The 19,485-nt window shown below is 49.0% G+C and carries 20 protein-coding genes; 9 read left to right on the top strand and 11 right to left on the bottom strand.

The genetic code is table 11. The features are described from left to right. Window positions 1-15: 15 nt before the first annotated feature. From QXJ75_05610 to QXJ75_05570, 9 genes are all read right to left on the bottom strand, one after another. Window positions 16-1,020: a hypothetical protein gene (locus QXJ75_05610; GenBank protein MEM3737541.1), complete on the bottom strand. Its 1,005-nt coding sequence runs from the start codon at window positions 1,018-1,020 to the stop codon at window positions 16-18. Further along, window positions 1,021-2,286, bottom strand: coding sequence for a hypothetical protein (locus QXJ75_05605; protein ID MEM3737540.1), 1,266 nt, complete (start codon window positions 2,284-2,286; stop codon window positions 1,021-1,023). It lies immediately after the preceding gene. Next, window positions 2,268-3,524, bottom strand: coding sequence for a terminase family protein (locus tag QXJ75_05600; protein MEM3737539.1), 1,257 nt, complete (start codon window positions 3,522-3,524; stop codon window positions 2,268-2,270). Before QXJ75_05600 ends, QXJ75_05605 begins: the two co-directional genes overlap by 19 nt. A gap of 239 nt (window positions 3,525-3,763) precedes the next feature. Continuing rightward, entirely contained in the window at window positions 3,764-4,342 is a 579-nt protein-coding gene (locus tag QXJ75_05595) for a hypothetical protein (protein MEM3737538.1), read from the bottom strand. Then, entirely contained in the window at window positions 4,281-4,685 is a 405-nt protein-coding gene (locus QXJ75_05590) for a hypothetical protein (protein ID MEM3737537.1), read from the bottom strand. The genes QXJ75_05595 and QXJ75_05590 overlap by 62 nt, the downstream gene beginning before the upstream one ends. Then, a complete protein-coding gene (locus QXJ75_05585) occupies window positions 4,648-5,436 on the bottom strand; it encodes a hypothetical protein (protein MEM3737536.1) in 789 nt (262 codons plus the stop codon). Before QXJ75_05585 ends, QXJ75_05590 begins: the two co-directional genes overlap by 38 nt. A gap of 1 nt (window position 5,437) precedes the next feature. Further along, complete coding sequence (locus tag QXJ75_05580) at window positions 5,438-5,620, bottom strand: hypothetical protein (GenBank protein ID MEM3737535.1); 183 nt, start codon at window positions 5,618-5,620, stop codon at window positions 5,438-5,440. Between the two features lie 145 nt (window positions 5,621-5,765). Continuing rightward, entirely contained in the window at window positions 5,766-5,996 is a 231-nt protein-coding gene (locus QXJ75_05575; protein MEM3737534.1) for a hypothetical protein, read from the bottom strand. A 282-nt stretch (window positions 5,997-6,278) separates the two neighbouring features. Further along, a complete protein-coding gene (locus QXJ75_05570) occupies window positions 6,279-6,503 on the bottom strand; it encodes a hypothetical protein (protein ID MEM3737533.1) in 225 nt (74 codons plus the stop codon). Window positions 6,504-6,609: 106 nt separating this feature from the next. Between QXJ75_05570 and QXJ75_05565 the strand changes: the two genes are divergently transcribed. Beyond that, window positions 6,610-7,950 (top strand): UDP-glucose/GDP-mannose dehydrogenase family protein, encoded by a 1,341-nt coding sequence (locus tag QXJ75_05565; GenBank protein MEM3737532.1) that lies wholly within the window; start codon window positions 6,610-6,612, stop codon window positions 7,948-7,950. A gap of 45 nt (window positions 7,951-7,995) precedes the next feature. Then, window positions 7,996-8,889, top strand: a complete 894-nt coding sequence (locus tag QXJ75_05560) for a sugar phosphate nucleotidyltransferase (protein ID MEM3737531.1) — start codon at window positions 7,996-7,998, stop codon at window positions 8,887-8,889. A 191-nt stretch (window positions 8,890-9,080) separates the two neighbouring features. Here the strand turns inward: QXJ75_05560 and QXJ75_05555 are convergent, their stop codons facing one another. After that, a complete protein-coding gene (locus QXJ75_05555) occupies window positions 9,081-10,103 on the bottom strand; it encodes a UDP-glucuronic acid decarboxylase family protein (GenBank protein MEM3737530.1) in 1,023 nt (340 codons plus the stop codon). A gap of 278 nt (window positions 10,104-10,381) precedes the next feature. Here QXJ75_05555 and QXJ75_05550 point away from each other — a divergent pair, with 278 nt between their 5' ends. From QXJ75_05550 to QXJ75_05540, 3 genes are read left to right on the top strand one after another with little or no spacing between them, the layout of a single operon-like run. Further along, window positions 10,382-11,140 carry a glycosyltransferase family 2 protein gene (locus QXJ75_05550; GenBank protein MEM3737529.1) on the top strand — a complete coding sequence of 253 codons (759 nt, stop codon included), beginning with the start codon at window positions 10,382-10,384 and terminating at the stop codon, window positions 11,138-11,140. 42 nt (window positions 11,141-11,182) lie between these two features. Continuing rightward, window positions 11,183-12,166, top strand: coding sequence for a glycosyltransferase (locus tag QXJ75_05545; GenBank protein MEM3737528.1), 984 nt, complete (start codon window positions 11,183-11,185; stop codon window positions 12,164-12,166). Window positions 12,167-12,210: 44 nt separating this feature from the next. Beyond that, window positions 12,211-13,683, top strand: a complete 1,473-nt coding sequence (locus tag QXJ75_05540; GenBank protein ID MEM3737527.1) for a radical SAM protein — start codon at window positions 12,211-12,213, stop codon at window positions 13,681-13,683. A gap of 8 nt (window positions 13,684-13,691) precedes the next feature. Here the strand turns inward: QXJ75_05540 and QXJ75_05535 are convergent, their stop codons facing one another. After that, window positions 13,692-15,275, bottom strand: a complete 1,584-nt coding sequence (locus QXJ75_05535) for an oligosaccharide flippase family protein (GenBank protein ID MEM3737526.1) — start codon at window positions 15,273-15,275, stop codon at window positions 13,692-13,694. Window positions 15,276-15,436: 161 nt separating this feature from the next. Between QXJ75_05535 and QXJ75_05530 the strand changes: the two genes are divergently transcribed. The 4 genes from QXJ75_05530 to QXJ75_05515 all read left to right on the top strand — a co-directional run. Continuing rightward, a complete protein-coding gene (locus QXJ75_05530; GenBank protein MEM3737525.1) occupies window positions 15,437-16,435 on the top strand; it encodes a glycosyltransferase in 999 nt (332 codons plus the stop codon). Between the two features lie 54 nt (window positions 16,436-16,489). Continuing rightward, window positions 16,490-17,377: an NAD-dependent epimerase/dehydratase family protein gene (locus QXJ75_05525; GenBank protein MEM3737524.1), complete on the top strand. Its 888-nt coding sequence runs from the start codon at window positions 16,490-16,492 to the stop codon at window positions 17,375-17,377. Between the two features lie 176 nt (window positions 17,378-17,553). Continuing rightward, window positions 17,554-18,699, top strand: coding sequence for a glycosyltransferase family 4 protein (locus QXJ75_05520; GenBank protein ID MEM3737523.1), 1,146 nt, complete (start codon window positions 17,554-17,556; stop codon window positions 18,697-18,699). 73 nt (window positions 18,700-18,772) lie between these two features. Continuing rightward, window positions 18,773-19,485, top strand: a 713-nt coding sequence (locus QXJ75_05515; GenBank protein ID MEM3737522.1) for a nucleotidyltransferase family protein, incomplete at its 3' end; no start/stop codon positions are given.

The following is a 19,485-nucleotide window of genomic DNA, read 5'->3' as shown; positions in this document are numbered from 1 at the left end:
CCTGTCTTCACAAGGTTATCTCCGCCGCCTAGGCATAACGTCGCGCAACCTTAGAGCTTTAAGGTCGAAGAGTCCACGCTCAGTTAACTGTTGTGCCGGTGCCTCTACAAGCCCTAAGCCGTGCAGCCTCTCACACACTATTCTTCTAGGCGTCGGCTTGGATTCAAGCAAGGCAACCTTAGCCCTAAGCTCAGCCAGATCGGTCTTCAGCCTAGCGATCGAGTCTACGAGATCTTTTAAAATCTCGTTTGGAGCAAGTCTGCCGGAAGCCTCGGCGGCGTCTGAATTCTCAGAACCAATAGTTTCTCTTCCATCCACATCTTTATATTTCAGGATCTTCTCGCAGACTCTCTCCCAGACAGCCACGTAGGCTTCTGGTACGCTGGGCTTCTCATCTCCCCAGATTAAGCTGAGCTCTTCGAATACGAGGCCGTGGGGCTCTACACCGTCCTCATAGTCAGCTGAGCGGTATCGCCCTCCAACACTCACCGTCGTGATTACGCGGCGCTGGACGAGATCCCAGACGACTGGGTCGCTGATGTATCCCACGTACTCAAGCCCGCGGTCTGGGATATACTCTGCGTCGAGTATCTTGCCCACGACTGGCGCTGACTGGCCTTGGATGGGTGTTGCGTCACGAACATGGTTGATGTAGATGGGCCTGTCGGCGAGGCTTCTGGCAGCCTTTACTAGCTCCTCCTCCACGTAGTGGTTCATGTTGAGGCTTGTTCTAGGCACTAACGCGACCCCACGGATGATGTTATGGTAGCCGTACCAACTCAGAGGGCTAGCCCACTCGAACGCTTCCTCAAGTTTAGGGCGCTGGGGCTCTAGAGGCTTTGTGTCGTCTAGGCTGTGTTTCTTTAGCCATGCATAATAGAGGCTCTCGCCTTTCTCCTCGCCATATTGAGCTAGGAAGTTCTGGTAGATCTTTTCGAAGTCCGTGTGTCGAGGCATCGCTCTCCCTCCCAGTTTCTCAAGCTTTCTCCTACATCCAATTACTTGCCTGGTACACTGCATTTACGAACCGTCAAGCGTAGGTTCATCCATGGCCTGCTTGGTTTGCTGTGGAGCTGTTGGAAGCGGTTCTAAGCCCATTCCCTTGCGCAACTCGTTCTCTAAGTCGTGGCGGGTGTTTTGGGTGAGCATTACGTCAGCATTCAACAATCCAATCCATCGCCGAATCTTGTCCTCAATCTTCTCTACCTCTACGGGCCCCCAGACCATGCGTGGCACCTCCGCATGGCCGTGTTGCTTCACCAGCGGCCTAAATAGCTCCGCCTCGACAGCACGTTTAATCCGCCTCTGATGCATCCGAATCTTCCGGTCGAATGCTTGGAGCATAGCGTTGGCGGAGGCGTCGCTCACACGCACATCACCGCGAAACAGGAAGGTGATGGGGCACTCCAGCCCAGCCATAATGGCGTTGAGCAGGTGGTTAAAGAAGTACTCGAAGCGGGCTCTAGGGTCAATTTGCACCACCTCTGTTTTGATAGTGGTGGGCTTAAGCGTGGCGATCACATAGTCTTCATCAGGCTCAACGCTACGTAGTTGCGCTTTAACATCATCGAAGGTTGTCTTGCTGGCGTTCTCAAGCATCCAAGCCACTTTCGGCACTGCGTAACGTTTAATGATCTTCCCCATATCCTCCTCAGCATCAACTATCGTCGCTAAGTAGTTCTCTACGGGGCGGATCATCCCCATGCCGTAAGGCGAGTTATGGATGCGGCGCCAGGTGAGGTGTATTATGTCTTCTCGAGGCCATGTGGCAACTTTCTGGCCGTTTATAACTTGGACATAGCTTTCCACCCCGTTATAGTAGAGGTTGAGACTGTTGGGAGCCTTATGAAGCACAACGCTCTGCTCCATCGTTAGAGGGTCCAAATAGTTCAAGTCTACAAGCATGCCATCTTCATACACCTTCTCTATCCAAGCGTTACCGCAGATAGCGCAATCTAATACGGCGTCCATCAACAGCCCGTCCAAATTTACCTCCTCAGCAAATTCATCAACAACCTTCTTCGCCTCCCAATCCTCAGCCTCGGTATGGTAGCCAGGCCCCACAATCATCTCCACCGTCGCATCAATAGCCGCAGTCACAACACCTACAGTTTCGTATCGAGCATAACATGTCTGGAAGCTGAAAGGCGCCTTCTGACCGCGGCCCCAAAGGTTGGGCAAACCCGCTACACGGCCTGTTGAGCGGGTATGCAAATTACCAGCTTCACCGCCAGTGAACCACTCTCGAAACCTACGCCAGACCTGACTCAAAACTTCTCCCTCCAACTTAACACGCCGCCAACACTCTCAAGAGCCATGTGGCAAGCCAACATGAAAGCCCAGAACCGGTCATCATGCGTTCGTTCTGGATGGGAAAAGATGAAGTGGCCATCCTTACTCATCTCGTAACGCTCCACATTCAACTCAGCGATTAGGCAGCGATCATAAGGTATCTTGATTCGGCCTTGAAGCATGGCTTGCTTAACAGGGACCGCGACCTCCTCTTTACTGGCCCTGGTGAAGTTGACGCCTTCCACATTCGGAATGCCAGCTCTTGCCATCTCCTCGACAATATAGTCTCCTACACCAGTCATGTCCGCTTTCACACCGACCACATGATTATACCGGTCACTAAGAGCTTTCACGTAGCCAACTACACTAGCGTAAGGTGTCTCTAAGCTTGGGCGCCAGAGGTGAACCAGCCGCAGTGTCCCATCGGGGCGACGATCCACAACTGCCACTACACTGTAGTCTTGGTGCTTTCCGAAGTCGCAGCCCACGTAAAATTCACCCTCGGGCTCAGCTTCAAATGGATAGTAGTCCCAGTCTCGCCCAGCCACCAAGGGCGTTGGGTCTATACACCGAGCGATCAGGTCGCTACTTAGAAACACGTTAACATCCTCCACAAACTCACATTCATATTCGCGGCGGAAGACCTCAGGCGGGCTGCTTTTCCGCGCCTCCTCGACAATGCTCTCCTTCGCAACGCCAGCCGCCACGGCGTCGCGCCAGTTGGCGAAATGGCGGCTATATCCTGAATTTTCCCCACAGACCCTATAATAGAAGCCCTTCGTGCTCCAGGGTGTAGAGGAAACGATAAGCCAACCATCCGTAGAGGTGAGCATCGGGTGAAGGGTTCCATAGAAGATCCCTTCCGGGTCACGGAAGAAGTCAGCCTCATCCACAAGGATCATGTGAGCCGTATAGCCACGGAGTGTATCAGGATTGGCTGGGAGCGCGACTATTCGACTCCCCTCCCAGAGGTATATCGTGGTTCTTAAAGCCCTTTTGACGATGAGGCGCCTAGCATCATGGGGTATCCTCTCAATTAGCCTAGTTACTATGTCGCGGAGGTTGATGCTCTGACGCAACGAGGGTGATACTATTAGAGTTGTGGTTGGAGTGTGGCAGACTGCAAACCAGAGAGCCTTGAGAGCGAGGCAGGTGGACTTGCCGCTCTGACGGCTCCATTTGAGCACCACCCTCTTAGAGTTATCCTCTAGGAATTTTCTTTGGTATGACACAGGTTTGAACTTGAGGAGGAGCTCAGCAAACCTAGCTGCGTTCCTTCCCGCCTCCCTAAGAAGACCAGCTGCTTCACTTGTAAGCTTCGAGATTTCACATCACCCAGAGCTATATCCTGCGTAGCCCAGCTGATAAAAGAACCCCTATGGTGTTTAACAGACTCGCGTTTTAGGTGATACGACTAATTGCCTGCCACCAACACTAGACAGACTCGCGTATGCGAACATTTTCACACGTTTTAATTCTGGACGAGGAGTTCTTTGAGCTGGTGTTCCAAGCCCTCTTTCAGCTCAGCAACCTGACCTCTGGTGAGGCGATACCGGCGGCTAATAGCCAACTCCGCGGAGAGCTTGCTCAACATCTCCAAAAGCATAGCCTTAGCCTTGAAAGCCGTCTGCAACCCTCTCAAATCTTCAAGCTCCTCTATCTTTCTATCCACGGTGCGAATGTCTATGAGCGTCTTGACCATCTCCGCCACAATCACATCATCACAAGCTGGATTATAGTTGCCCAAAGCTTCAAGAGCCTTGATAAGCTTGGACTTGAGCGGCTTAAAGATGGGGTGCCTCTCCGTAGCGCGGGGGATCTTCAACGGTCTCTCAATCAGCCATGGCTGTCTGTCGGATGACTTCTCGCGGAAATACCATCCCATCGCCAAACCTACGCCGAAGCCCAACGCGTCAACATTCGGCGCCCTCAAGACTAACAGAGTTATGTAGCCTATTAGGGCTGTAAGAGCGACCAGGCCACGCCAGTCATACTCGTATAAGGCGAAGCCCTTTAAAGTCAGCCTGCGACTTTTCAGAGGACTTAACATGTATGTAGACCACCTTATAGGCTAACCCCGACTTTAATATTCGCAACGGCTTCTTCTTGGATTTCCTAGTGAGGACTCTGATCTTCTCGATTATTCCAGTTGGGATGCTGAGAAACCGGTAGCCATAGAAGGTCTCCTCGCTGATGAGGATGAGATAGTTGTCCCTAATCCCATAGACGCGGCCGGTAACTACTATTTGCGTGTGGTAGTCTCGCTCTATATCCTCAGGTGTCGCATCCCGCATCTCACATGCGTCACACCATGTCACCTCGACGTAGTGGTCGGGTTGAAGCCTACCGAGTACGTCAAGCACTTCCTTGGATGGACGTTGCTGCAGTTCCAACCTTCAACCTCCTCAAGCCCACATATCTTTTGAAGTCCACTACCCCTACAATTCTAGGCAGTATCAGGTAGCTGGAGTAAGTGGCAGTACTCCTCTCATTCACTTTGAAATACAGCGGATGAGCAGCTAGCCCCCAGCGCATACAGAGGATATTGATGAAGTTGGACTGAATTGTGAAGAGATATTCGCCGAGACTCTGAGTCACACCGCACTCAGGTTCTCCTCCCACATAAAAGTCTTGTAGATAGTAGCGACGGAGATCAGCACTTCCATGCCGGCGGAAGTTGAAGAGGATGCCGTCGGTAAGACTGACTACCATAGCCCTCTCAACTCTATACCGCTCGAAGAACCGCTGCACCTGGAGCGAAGGGCATCCGAAGGCGTCGAAGTCAACATATGTGATGTGCCCCTCCAACTCAGCTAGATCGCCTGACTCAAGGAACTCGAGGTTGTCCCGCTGGAGGCAGATAGCGTGAGGATACTCGGACATATTACGTTTCAGAACTTTGAAGTATTCAGGGTTCTTCTCGACAGAGATGAGGCGGCGGCATCCTTTTGCGTAGAGCCAAGAGAGCAGACCTTTGCCCGCGAAGAGATCGAGAACCACCTCGTGTGGTGCCAGTAGATTGTAAGCCTGCATCCTAAGGCTGACCTTTGTGGGGTTTGCCTCCTCAACGTGGGCGCTTCCCGGCGTTCGGTAGCTGGGCCCTGTGAAGAGGCGCCTAGGGAGGCCCCACCTTGGCCTCTCCACGTTATCCTCCTCTGAGGCTGGGGTTGAGGTAGGTGGGGCTCCTTAAAACCTCACCACGCTCTATCCTAAGGCTTGGGTAGTCGCCCATGGCGATCTCTTCAGCGCGCTCAACATCATAGTAAGCTTCCCGCCAAAGTCGCCGCCTCTCCTCACCCGCAGCTGATCTACGACCTCTATGAGTCATACTGGTCGCCCCTAACCCGCACACATCCCCAACCAACCGTTGGGGCAGGCGAAAGTTCGACGAGAGTAGCAGAGGGTTAAAAAATATATAAGTCGTGACGAAAGAAACCGTGGCGTTACCGATGATTGTCGCTGGTTGCTGCCTGTTATTGCTTAAACCCGTGTGCCCTCTTTGTTTCTTCTGGCAAGAGGTCAAGTTGGCAGAGAGACTGTATGAGGAGGGTTCTGACAGTTGCACTCAACGTAGGGTCGCCTCTTACTCGCTGGACGTACTCCACCAGCTTCCAAAGTGAGCCAGGTAAGCTAACGTTTCGTGTCCGAGTGGGATCTTTTCGAGGTTCAATTGTGGCAGGCGGTCTACCAGGTTTATACGCCAACGCAGACACCTTGAAGTGAATCCCGTAAGGGTTAGGTATAGGTTTAATTGACAACCTCGCTACTCGCCGAGTAACCTAGCATACGTTTATTTCGAAATGAATACCTCCCTCGGAAGGAGGTGTCAAATGGCATTTAAACGAGTTTTATAAGAACTCGTAAAATTCACTAGCCTCATAGGGCTTTCATGCGGGCTCCTAGATGGGCGGATTTATTTCAACCTCAAAGCTGTAAACCTTCAATCTTACCCAGTATGAGTTAACCTTTGATTTGCAGGGTACAGCTCAATGAGCCCTTATGATGATCTCCCCGTCTCTGCGTGTGAACTCGATTTCCTTACCTACGAGGTCGCTTACATCCAGCCCTTTCGGGAATCTTACCTCATACACGACTCTCACATAGCGGCGCTTGTAACCAACTTCCACCTTACCGGTCGCAGGGTCAACTCTCTGGAATCTCTGGTAATACTGCCGAACTATCCGGCGGCGTATCTTCGGACCCCTGCCCACGGATACAACCCCACATGAGATCAGGATGGGAGAAGTTAAAAGGTATAGAGGTAGGCTAAACTATTAGATTCCACGTTAACTGGATTGTTGGCTGTCTGGTGGGAGTATGTTTATTGAGAGTATATCGGTTATAGGTTTGGGGTTCGTAGGGCTGGCAACCTCTGTCAGCTTTGCTGATAGAGGTTTTAGAGTTTATGCAGTCGACCAAGATAAGGGCAAAGTAGTCTCAGTCAAGGCTGGGAGAACTCCATTTTACGAGCCCGGAGTGGAGCCCCTAATCCAGAAGGGATTAGACAGCGGTCTTCTCAGGTGTGTAGACAGCGTAGAAGAGGCCGTCCTCAGTAGTGACGTAACCTTCATCGCCGTAGGAACACCAAGCCGGCCAGATGGTAGCATCGATTTAACCTATGTGAAGCAGTCGGCGGTGGAGATAGGGGCAGCCTTGCTGAAGAAGGCGGATTACCATCTCGTGACTGTTAAGAGTACGGTAGTTCCTGGGACCACCCGCAACTTAGTCAAGCCTGCCCTTGAGGCTGCCTCTGGTAAGGTGGCTGGAGTAGGCTTCGGGCTAGCTATGAGTCCTGAGTTCTTTAAGGAGGGATCAGCTCTCCATGACACGTTCAACCCTGACAGAGTCGTAATTGGCGAGTATGACGCGAAGTCTGGCAACATCCTAGAAGACATTTTTAGGAGGTTCTACTGTGAGAGGCAACCTCCCATCCTTCGTATGAGTCTCGAATCTGCGGAGATGGTGAAGTATGCGAGCAACGCCCTCCTCGCAGCTAAGATCTCCTTCATAAACGAGATCGCCAACATCTGTGAGCTCCTTCCAGGCGTAGATGTGGCAGAGGTAGCTAAAGGTGTCGGGTTAGACCAACGGATAGGCGCAAACTTCCTGAACGCAGGACTTGGCTTCGGTGGCTCCTGCTTCCCTAAAGATTTGAGAGCGTTGATCAGCTTCTCCCAAACCTTGAACTATGAGCCAGACATATTAAAGGCAGTCCTCAAGGTAAACGACTCGCAACCTCTTCGAGGTATTGAAATTGCCAGAAATCTCCTGGGCGACCTAAAAGGGCGGAGGGTTGCACTTCTTGGGTTGTCTTTTAAGCCTGGGACCAGCGACATCAGGGAGGCCGCCTCTCTCAAGATAATCAGTCGCCTACTTGAGGAAGGTTCGGAGGTGGTTGGATACGACCCCGTGGCAATCCCAGAGGTTAAGGTTGTCCTTGGCGACAAAATCAGATACGCCTCCTCCGCCCTCGAGGCAATAAACGACGCCGAATGCTGTATCATTGTGACCGAGTGGGAGGAGTTTAAGAGACTTAGGCCGGAGGACTTCAAAGCTAGGATGAGGAGGCCGGTCATTGTTGACGGCAGAAAGATTTACAACCCAGCCGAGTTCCGTGGAAAACTGACTTATGCAGCCATAGGGTTGGGGCCTAAATAGGCATCTGGCAGGCGTATTCCGTCACGTAAGCAATTTATTGTGGTGATGGATAGATCATTCTCGGTCGTGGTCGTGTGTCTTATGGTTAGGAGAGCTGTGATTCCTGCAGCAGGCTTAGGGACGAGGTTGTTTCCAGCAACGATTGAGCAGCCGAAGGAGATGCTCCCCATCTTCGCAAAGGGGAGAGATGGCAAAATCTACGTCAAACCCATACTCCAACTTGCCTTCGAACAACTCTTCGACAGCGGCATCCGAGAGTTCTGTTTCATTACCGGAAAGGCGAAGAGGGCGATCGAGGACCATTTCACCCAAGATCACCAAGTGATCTCGCTCCTAAAGGCGAAGAATCGGAGTGAATGCGCCAGTGAGATTGAACGATTCTTTAAGATGATCGACGAGTCCACCATAGTCTGGGTAAGCCAACCTGGGCCTAGAGGTTTCGGTGACGCTGTCTATAGAGCTCGCCCCTTCGTGAAGGATGAAGACTTCTTTGTATATGCGGGTGATACTTACATCTCTACGAGTAGGGGGTCGATCCTAGAGCGTATATTGAAGGTTCAAGATGAGTTCAGGGCGGAGGCAACCTTCCTCGTGGATGAGGTTGAGAACCCTCGACCCTACGGGGTCATAGAAGGGGAGCCCGCATGTGAGGGCGTCTATAGGGTGAAGAGAATAGTAGAGAAGCCTCAGATACCACCCTCCAACCTCGCAGTCGTCGCTGTTTACCTCTTCAACCCAATAATTTTCAAAGCGTTAGAAAAGGTCTCAGCCGACAACGGTGGGGAGATCCAGTTGACAGATGCCATCCAGATGTTGGTGAGCTGGGGCTTCGGCGTGTACGCCGTCAAACTCCTCCCCGGCGAACTCCGTGTCGATGTAGGGGAGCCTGCAAGCTACTGGGAAGCCCTCCGTCTCTCCTACGAACGCTCCAAGGCTTAGTAGTGTTCGCCAGCAAAGCCCTGCCCGGAAAGGTCACATGCCCAAAACCCAAAACTCCCGAGCTCAACTTGCAGCTAAAGTTCTACCACACTTAACGGCGCGAAACAGTTTAACCTCTCTGTGATCTCAAGCATCGATTTTTTTGAAAAAACTAGCGCCGTGCCGGCTGCCTTTTTTTAAAGGTTTAAGTTTCAGTGATGGCGGGGTTCTATATTTTTCGATCTAAACCAGTTTACCGTCTTTGTGAGCCCCTCTTCGAGCGTTGTCTCGGGTTGCCAGCCTAGGATGGTCTTGGCTTTGGTTATGTCGGGGCATCTCCTTTTCGGGTCATCTCTGGGTAGAGGGTGGAAGGTGATTTTCGACTTGCTCTGGGTTATCTCCTTTATCTTTTCGGCGAGTTGGAGGATGGTTATTTCGTGAGGGTTCCCTATATTGAATATTTCGCCTCTAGCCTTAGGATTAGTTAAGATGTCCCATATACCTATTAGGGTGTCTGTTATGTAGCAGAAGCTCCGCGTCTGGGAGCCATCCCCGTAGACAGTTATATCTGCGCCCCTAAGGGCTTGGGTTATAAACCTGGGGAGGGCCCTTGCGTAAGCACCGTCTGCTCTGATCCTTGGCCCGTAAGTGTTGAAGATCCTCACAACCCTCACATCAAGCCCATACTCACGAATGTAGGCCACGCAAAGAGCCTCCCCGAAACGTTTGCCCTCATCGTAACAGGAGCGTGGACCCACGGGGTTGACGTGCCCCCAGTAGGTCTCAGGTGTAGGTATGATTTGGGCGTCACCGTAAACCTCGCTCGTCGAAGCGTATAAGAATGTAGCTCCATACCTCCTAGCTGTTTCAAGCATTCCAAGCGTCCCCAAGGAGTTTGCCTTCAGGGTCTCGATTGGGTGCATCTGATATTCTTCCGGTGACGCTCTACTCGCAAGATGGAGTATCAAATCCAGTTTCTGATCAAGACGGAAGGTTTCTGCATCGCCTTGGATGAAATGGAAATTCTCAAGCCTTCTAAGGTGTGCTATGTTCTCCAATACTCCAGTAGCCAAGTTATCCAAGCACCATACCTCCGCGCGTGCCTCCACCAGCAGATCACAGAGCCAGCTCCCCAAGAAACCGGCGCCTCCAGTTACGAGAATCTTCATACCCGCAAGATCTGGAGGAACCTTAGAGGCAACTCTCTCTATGTCAACTTGGACTATTCGTTCCAACCAAAGCCCCCCATATACTCGCCACAATTATAAAGGAGCTCCGAGCCTTTAAACACAACCGGGGCCTAGCTACTACCACTGCCAAATAGCGTTAAAGCCTGCTGGGGGATATTCGACTCCAAATCCTCCTCGGGCCCCATTAATCGAACTTAAATAAAATCCAAGGCACATGATCGGAAGGATAGACGGTAAACGACTCAGAGTGACTCTCGATCGGCTTTCTGAATATCGCTTTTTAGAGCGACTCGCCGAGAAACCCAGCTGGGTTTCTATAGGCATTGCTAAGTATAACTGAACACCCGCAAAGTGTAGTATCACATTGTGAAGTATCCGTAATTATGCCAGCCTACAATGAGGAGGAGTATATCGCGCAAGCGGTTTGGGAGGTTGACTGTATATTGAGAGGGATAAGTGAGAGTTACGAGATAGTAGTTGTAGATGATGGGAGCGTAGACCAGACTAGGCGGCAAATACAAAACTACGCGCGAACTCACCAACACATCAAGGTTGTAGGTTACTCTCATAATATGGGTAAGGGTTACGCCCTAAAATACGGTTTCAGCCAAGCGGCAGGTGAGAAGATTATTCTACTAGATGGTGACAGAAATATTAGCCCTGAACAAATCGGAGCATATTTAAAGGCTTTAGAGGGTGCGGACATCGCTATAGCTTCCAAGAGGCACCCACAATCAAAGGTCAAATCACCTCTAAAGAGGAAGTTTCTAAGCAGAGCCTTTCACCTTTTGGCCAAGTTGCTAGTAGGCGTGAAGGTAAGCGATACTCAAACTGGCTTGAAGGCTTTTCGTAGGAGGGCGCTCGACGCTATCTTAAAGATGCAGAGGGTTAGGGCGTACGCTTTTGATGTCGAAGTTCTCGCTCTCGCCGCCATATTAAGGATGCAAGTTGTAGAACTCCCGGTCAAGATGGAGTTGACTGGCGACATCAGCTTCCGCAGCATACTACGCATGTTCTCAGACCTCCTCGGGATAGCATACAGACTCAGAGTCAAGAGATCGTACCAATGTAGCTTATCGTGAAAACTGTCTGCGCCGATTAGTTTGAACTCGAGTTGAAGTGTGATGACTGAAGAGTTCTCTTTACGTAACCCTACTTTCTCAATTATTATCCCATGCAAGACTATCGGCGTATATGAGCTTGAGTGCATCGCTGGTTGTTCAAGATTGAACTACAAAAACTTCGAGGTTTTAATCCTACCCGACACGGCTTCAAGCCTTGAACTCGAAGATCCGCGGTTCAGGGTGGCGCCAACCGGTCACAAGAGACCCTCTGCGAAGAGGAACCTTGGCATAAGACTCGCCTCAGGTGAGATAATCGCGATGATAGATTCAGATGCCTACCCAGATAAGTATTGGCTCACTAACGCACTCAAATATTTCCGCGACAGAACAGTCGCGGGAGTCGGGGGGCCCTCGCTGACCCCGGAGGAAGACAATTTGAGGCAGAAGGCAACTGGGGCTATACTTGGATCCAGAATCGCCACAGGTAAGCTGGCATGTAGATACACTCCCTCCAAGTTGGCAGTAGACGATGACCTCCCCACATGTAACCTAATGATCCGCAAGGCGATCTTCGAGAGACTTGGCGGTTTCAATGTGGACTACTGGCCAGGGGAGGACACCTACCTGTGCCTACAAATCACCAAGGGCCTGGGGATGAGAATAGTCTACAGCCCAGACGTAGTGGTATACCACCATAGACGCCCACTCTTCCTCCCTTATCTCAGACAAATTTGGTCTTATGGGCTGCATAGGGGTTTCTTTGCTAAGAGGTACCCGGAGACCTCCCGTAGACCCCTCTACTTTGCACCCTCAATGCTTCTGGTAGGGTTGGTCTCAGGCATACCCTTATCGCTAATGAATTTCGTGCTGGGGGTCGCATTCGTTGCGCTGGCATCCGTCTATCTTGCTATGTGCTTGTTCGAAGGTTTGAAGACTCGAAACCTCAAGTTGCTCCCACTGGTATTTAGTGGGGTGATATCGACGCATTTAACATATGGGGCAGCCTTTCTGAAAGGTCTCCTAGTTAGGAGAATTAGAGAATAGCCTTCAGAGTTGGATGGGGCAGGCGGCGAGCTGGTGATGGAAGAGTGAAGGTCGCTATATCGTATCCACCCATCAGTAAAGGTGGAGGTACACCGTTGTTGGCTCAGAACAGGCAGTTTCAATGGTTCAATGCGCCAACTTACATATACCCGATGGTACCTGCTTACGCGGCAACTTTGCTTAGACAGGAGGGCCATGAAGTCGTCTGGGATGATGGGATTGCTGAGGAGAAGACCTATGAGCAATGGCTTAAAGGGGTAGTTAGCAGGCGGCCTGAAATTATAGCTTTGGAGACTAAGACACCCCTCGTCAAAAGGCATTGGCGTATTATAGATGACCTGAAGCGACATCTGCCAGATACTAGGGTTGTCTTGATGGGCGACCATGTCACAGCTCTACCCTTAGAGTCATTCGAGAAGTCTAAGGTGGACGCCGTACTCACTGGCGGGGACTTCGACTTCCTACTCTTGAATCTGGTCAGATGGCTGGATGGTAGAGGTGAGTTAGAGCCTGGAATCTTTTACCGGGATAGTGGCTATGTAAAGAGCACAGGCGAGTTTAGGTTGACACATGACCTAAACTCTCTACCATTCATCGATAGGGAACTTACAAATTGGAGACTCTATGCCTACAAGAATGGAAATTTCAAGCGTACCCCTGGAACATACACTATGGTGGGGCGTGACTGTTGGTGGAGGAAGGATGGAGGCTGCACCTTCTGTGCTTGGACACAGTTATACCCTAACTTCAGAGTTCGGAAGCCCGAGTTGCTTGTTGGCGAGGTTGAGTTTCTTGTTGAGAGGTATAAGGTTCGAGAGGTCTTTGATGATACAGGAACTTTTCCGGCAGGAGGGTGGCTGAGGAAGTTTTGTCGTCTAGCTATAGAGAGGAGGTTAGGTGAAAAAGTTTACCTTGGTTGCAATATGCGTTTTGGAGCCTGCACATTCGACGATTATAAGCTTATGAAAAGAGCTGGTTTCAGGATGCTCCTATTCGGTTTAGAGTCCGCAAGTCAAGAGACACTAAGCAAGATCAATAAAGGTTTAACTGTGGAAGAGATTGTCGATTCTTGCAGACTTGCTAGACTAGCTGGCTTAGAGCCGCATTTGACGATAATGGTCGGCTACCCTTGGGAGTCAAAAGAGGAGGTATGGGAAACTTTCAATTTAGCTAAGAAACTATTTGAGAGAGGCTGGGCGCACACGCTTCAAGCGACCCTTATGGTACCATACCCGGGCACAAAGATGTTTCAATACTGTAGAGATAATGGATTGCTCACAACCCTAGACTGGAATGACTACGACATGAGAAGGCTTGTAACGAAGAGCCCACTAGGCGAGAGAGACGTGAAAGAAATAACTCAGGCGATGTACAAATTATTCTTCAACCCAAAATATATGCTCAGGAGACTCTGCCATATTAGGAGACTGGAGGATCTATCTTTTATAGGGAAAGGCTTCATAAAAGTGATAGCCCACATAAAGGATTTCACACATGAAAGTGGAGGATCCTGTTGAGGAGAGACTTATTCTGCTAAAAGTTTTTGGGCTATAGATGTCAGCGTAGGCGATGTCTTCACGAGGTTTGAGATCTTATAGTAGAGCTTCACCCCACCGGGGGTTATTCTGAAGAAGAAAGCCAAATCTGCGAGAGTTAAAATTCTCATACCAAACAAGGTGAACGTGTATACTATAAAGGCGGTAATCAGGTATAGCGGGAGGAGTACGAGTTCAAACTCCGAATAAGCGGCTAGACTGTATAATGCTATGGCTGTCAAGCCTGATGCGGCTGCACTTCCTTTCAAAGCTCTACGGTCGAAGGAGACTCGCAGATGCCTCGAGCCAAGATAAATAAGCAGAAGCAACATGGTGAGGTACATAAGAGCCCGCCCTAAGGCTACGCCTGACAAGGCGTAAAATGCTGAGATGCTGAGGCTTCCTATCAACTCTACGGCTGAGGCTACAGCCAATATGGCTAAGACCACTCTAGTTTTGCCTATCGCTATTAGTGCTGAGGTTATTGCTACTGAGAAGCCGTAAGTAGACATTCCGATGCAGATGAGGGCTAGCGGCAGTGTGCCGTCCACGTATACGGCGCCGCCTAGGATGAACAATGCTAAAGGTGAGAGGGCTGCTAAAACTAGCGATGCAGGCACGAATAATAACGAGATATAGCGGCTAGACATCCTGAGAGCATCAGAGACCCCTTCAATTCCTTGTTGCCCATGCGTTTCGCTCATGCTGGGCGTGAGTGTCATCATAAGAGGTAGACCGAATATGGTCGATATAACGGCGGCTGCATTCATTACAACGACGTATACCCCGAGAATGTCTACGCCTAGAAAGCAAAGGACGATTAGCTGGTCTATCGAGTTCGTGGCATAAGCCAGAGTGTAGACTCCCATCAAAGGTAAGGAAAAGTTTAACAATTCCTTTAAAGGAATCGCCTCTCTCGGGGCTCCTTGACCTGGATCTTGGCGAAATAACTGCCTCCACACTACTGGTGTTGCGAAGCTTACTACCACCACGCTGAAAAGCATCCAACCCAAAACTACTCCTGTGACGCCAAGCCCGATTATTAACAATACAACGGTGAGTACCATACGAGCTATCTGAGCCGCAAACCTAGCCCAAGCCAAACGTGCAAACTTTTGAAGAGCTTGAAGAAAACCTAGAGCCATAGACTCCATTACGGCTAAGAAGGTAGCTAAGGCTACGACTTGGAAAAAAGCCACATAACCTTGGGACCCTAGCGCCACCTCTGCGAGAGGTTGCGCGAGGATGAATAGAGTAGCCGTGGTGATGCTTGCGGTTGATACAGAGATTATGAGTATGCGTTTAGCCGTTGAGGCTGCTTTTAAATCATCACCCTTGGCTTTAAGGAGGGGGACATACCTTGTGACGGCGTAGTCAAGCCCTAAAAGTCCAACCATCCCTGCGGCAGTAGTAATAATACGGCTGGCACCGTAAACTCCCATCTCCGTCTGCGTCAAGAAACGCGCCATGAACATGAAGAGCAAAACACCTATTATGGCGTTGACAAAGCTCTGCGCTGCAATGATGCCTGTGCCTTTAGCTGCCTTGATAAGCCCCTCATTCTCTGCCGTCATACCAAAACCTCATCCTACGTAATAGAACTGCATGATCCCATCAGCTTAATCTAATAATACTTACTAATACCCCACCTAAGAGATACTACTAAAAGTTACCGAAGATTTCATTATTCATAAGGCGCCTAGCGGGTTGAGCGCATACGGAAAAGCCACCTTCCATAAGCGTCATAATACCAACCCTAAACGCGGCTAAGACGCTACAACTGTGTTTAGAAAGTATAAGAAATCAAGACTACCCAAAAGAGAAACTTGAGATCATAATTGTCGATGGAGGCTCAACAGACTCCACAGTCGAGATAGCGAAGATTTACGCGGTCGATAAGATTATTTCTAACCCTCTGAGGACTGGCGAGGCTGGCAAGGCTGCAGGTTTGAAGGTTGCCGTGAACGACCTCATCGCACTTATAGACTCAGACAACATATTGGAAGGCCAAGACTGGCTGAATAAGATGACAGCGCCCTTCGTAGACGAGGAAATCGCTGGGACTGAGCCTTTATATTTTACCTATCGGAGAGGTGACGGTTACATAACCAGATACTGCGCCCTTCTAGGAATGAATGACCCCCTCTGCCTCTTCCTAGCCAACTATGACCGGTATAGTCTCGTAACAGGCAGGTGGACTGGGCTAAACGTTGAGGAGGAGGACAGGGGAAGCTACCTAAAAATACGGTTAAGAGAAGACCAAATCCCAACTATGGGTGCCAATGGCTTCCTAGTTAGAAGAGAGCTTTTGCAAGACTGTCATGTAGGTGACTACTTCTTTGATATAGATGTCGTGTATGAGCTTGTTAAGAGGGGGCATGTAAATTTTGCCAAGGTTAAGTTAGGGGTAGTTCACCTCTTCGCTCCATCCCTATCAACCTTCATCAGAAAACAGAGGAGAAGGATTAGAGATTACCGCCACTATAAAAGGTTAAACTTGAGGGTATATCCTTGGGCTGCTGTGAGCAAGATAAAACTCGTTAAATTCATAGCCTACACGACTCTCCTCGTCCCCTTAATCGCTCAGATACTCAAGGGAAGTAGGAGGATGAGAGATTGGGCGTGGCTGTTCCACATTCCAGCATGTTGGATAACCCTAATAACTTATGCATCAGAGTTTGTATTAGGCGGCTTTAAAGCTACACCTGAAGATAGGAGTAAGTGGCAGGGATAATAGTTTAACCCATAACGAAGAGGGCGCACTCCACCATAGGCTGGTGAGATAACGGTGGCCGTAGATGGATTCTTCATCACGGGTGGGGCTGGCTTCATTGGAAGCCACTTAGCGAGAGAGCTTGCCAAATGGAACCAACCGATCACTGTCTTCGATAACCTATCGAGCGGAAGCTTAGAAAATCTCAAAGAATGTTTTAATCTTGAGAATTTTAGGTTCGTGAAAGGTGACCTCCTAAACTTCAGCGACGTGCTTCCTGCCGTGAAAGGGCATGGCGTAATTTTCCATCTTGCAGCCAATCCGGAGATCAGAACTGGCTCAATCAGCCCTGAGATTCATTTCAAACAGAACATAGTCGCAACCTACAACCTTTTGGAAGCAGTAAGGAAGACTGGTGGGATCAAGTTATTTGCCTTTGCATCTTCATCCACAGTCTACGGTGACGCCTCAAAGAAGCCCACCCCCGAAGACTATTCGCCACTCATGCCCATCTCAGTCTATGGGGCTTCAAAAGTCGCCTGCGAAGCCTTAATCATGGCATACGCTCACAATTGTGGGTTTAGAGCGGTGATCTACCGCTTGGCTAACATTGTAGGACCTGACAGCACACACGGTGTAATATTCGATTTCATGAAGAAACTTGATAATGACGAGACAACACTTGAAATACTTGGAGATGGAACGCAGACCAAGGCATATCTTCACATAGATGACTGTGTCAAAGCGATGCTCACCAGCTTTGACAAAACCCAAAGCCAAGTTGAGATCTTTAACGTAGGCTCGAGAGATCAGATCGATGTGAGAACCATAGCTGAGATAGTCATAGAAGAAAGGAAGCTTAAGAATGTAAAACTTCGATGCACTGGGGGGTTGATGGTGGAAGAGGGTGGAAAGGAGATGTCAAAAATATGCTTTTGGACACTAGGAGGCTTGAAGCGTTAGGATGGAGACCTCACTATAATAGCTATGAGGCGGTGAAGTTGACGGTCAAATCAATCATTGAGAGGTTTAAAGAAAGATAACCTCGGAAGGCTGTGAGTTGAGACTTAACCACGTTTCGGCTATACTCAGCTAGTCTTATAGAAAGTACGCCTCCACGCGATTAGAGGATGCCGCCTATGAGTAGGGGTGTGCTCATGATAACTCCATTCTGCAAACCTAACATAGGTGGAGCGGAAACCTACCTGGACAGTTTATGCAATTACCTGAGTAGCAGGAGTTACAGGATATTTGTCGTTTCCTACCAGCCTCTAACCACAAGAGTGAAGGGTAAAAGATTAGAACGGAAGGATTATATAGAGATCCATAGGGTTCCATGGATTGGCGGCAATCTATTTCCGAAGTTAATGCCTTACCCTATCTTAGAATTTTTATACCTAACGCCAGCCCTACTTATCTACTCCTTCTTCTTTATGTTAACACACTCAAAAGATGTCGACGTTATTCACGCCCACGGTTTGAATGCCGCCTTGATCGGGAAGTTATTGAAAAAATTATTCTCTAAGAGATGCGTCTTCAGCCTGCACGCAATATATGAGCTGGACAGGCGGCCAATCTTGGCGAGGATGGTAAGGTGGATATCAACATCCCTAGACACCATATTCGCGCTGGCTGAAAGGTCGAAGGAAGACTTGGAGGCAGGTGGTTTACCAAAAGGTAAGATAAAAATTGCCCCTCAATGGGTGAATTTAGACGTCTTTAAACAATTGGATAGGTCTGTCTGTAGAAGAGAGTTAGGGTTGGAAGGGAAATTCGTCGTTCTATTCGTAGGAAGACTCATAGAGCCGAAGGGAGTAACTTTACTACTTGAAATTGCCTCTAAGATTGAGGCAGAAGATATAGTTTTTCTATTCGTAGGCGACGGCCCTCTTGCGACTAAAGTGAAGATGGAAGCATCGGTTAAGAAGAACATATTGTTTGCTGGGAAAGTTTCAGAGGATAAACTAGTAGAATACTATAACGCTGCGGATGTGTTCGTACTTCTTTCCCAATATGAAGAAGGCTTTGCCAGAGTGGTTTTAGAGACACTAGCATGCGGAACCCCGATAATCGCCTCCAATAGAGGGTGCCTACCAGAAATGGTTGACTCCTCCGTCGGGATTTTAATAAACCCAACCATCGACGAGGCTCGCAACACAATCTTACTCCTCTACAAAAACCCTGACTATCTCAATAAGCTGAGGGAAAACTGCAGAAGATACTCTGAAGAGCATTTCACTGATAGAAACGCAAAGATAATAGAGGAAGCTTACAGTGACCAATAATACATTAAACAGGCGCAAACTGGATACTCAGTTTATTAGTCTTCTTCAACCTAAGAAGATAAGCTACGAGTTTTTGGTAAAAAATAAACTGTTGCGCCGATATTACTTGGCAACGGGAGATGAAAGGTTTAAAAAAATTTGCGAGATTCACGAAGTGAAAAGGAATATTCTACTCAAAACATTGAGTGAGATTTTAAAAGAGTTCAAGGACGAAGAAGTTAATTGCGTGGTTATTAAACAACATCAAGATTTCTTGGACGACATAGACATATTGGTCGCAAATGGAGGAGAAAAAGAGATTAGAAGATCGGTGGAGATACTTCGCCGTTTAAATTTTCACATCTCAGAAACAAATGATAATAAGATTATGCTCTCTAGAAAAGATGGAGACATTGAATCTAAAATACACCTCCACAGAGAGATCGAGTGGAATGGCTTCATCTTTCACGATAGGCTTCAGATTTGGAAGAATAGGATGGAAGAGAAAGTAGACGGTGTTTCCGCCTATGTTCCTTCCCCAGCGGATCAGATAATAGTACTCTTGGCTCATGCGTTATTCGAGAACTGTGAAATCACTCTTAACGACTCACTGACAGTCAGAGAGATTCTCTCCTCCTTTGATGTTGACGCCAGATACATAATAGGCAATATTAAGCGATGGAACTGGTACCATGAATTTCTCGTCCTGAAAGATCTAATTGGACTTTCCATCTCCAATAGCAAGTTTAAGATTCATGGCATACAGGACCCTTCAGAGTATCCCCTGTGCATCCCGATTATAGTTTA

This window comes from Candidatus Bathyarchaeia archaeon, from assembly GCA_038883335.1.
Classification (GTDB): domain Archaea; phylum Thermoproteota; class Bathyarchaeia; order Hecatellales; family Hecatellaceae; genus JAVZMI01.
Note: the sequence above shows the minus strand (reverse complement) of the source record. Positions and strands in the feature narration are given on the sequence as shown.

What these genes read in the sequence shown, in the direction of transcription:
- QXJ75_05610 (MEM3737541.1), bottom strand. Translation starts at nt 1,020, where the DNA reads ATGCAGTGTACCAGGCAAGTAATTGGATGTAGGAGAAAGCTTGAGAAA.
- QXJ75_05595 (MEM3737538.1), bottom strand. Translation starts at nt 4,342, where the DNA reads ATGTTAAGTCCTCTGAAAAGTCGCAGGCTGACTTTAAAGGGCTTCGCC.
- QXJ75_05580 (MEM3737535.1), bottom strand. Translation starts at nt 5,620, where the DNA reads ATGACTCATAGAGGTCGTAGATCAGCTGCGGGTGAGGAGAGGCGGCGA.
- QXJ75_05565 (MEM3737532.1), top strand. Translation starts at nt 6,610, where the DNA reads ATGTTTATTGAGAGTATATCGGTTATAGGTTTGGGGTTCGTAGGGCTG.
- QXJ75_05560 (MEM3737531.1), top strand. Translation starts at nt 7,996, where the DNA reads ATGGATAGATCATTCTCGGTCGTGGTCGTGTGTCTTATGGTTAGGAGA.
- QXJ75_05545 (MEM3737528.1), top strand. Translation starts at nt 11,183, where the DNA reads ATGACTGAAGAGTTCTCTTTACGTAACCCTACTTTCTCAATTATTATC.
- QXJ75_05535 (MEM3737526.1), bottom strand. Translation starts at nt 15,275, where the DNA reads ATGACGGCAGAGAATGAGGGGCTTATCAAGGCAGCTAAAGGCACAGGC.
- QXJ75_05520 (MEM3737523.1), top strand. Translation starts at nt 17,554, where the DNA reads ATGAGTAGGGGTGTGCTCATGATAACTCCATTCTGCAAACCTAACATA.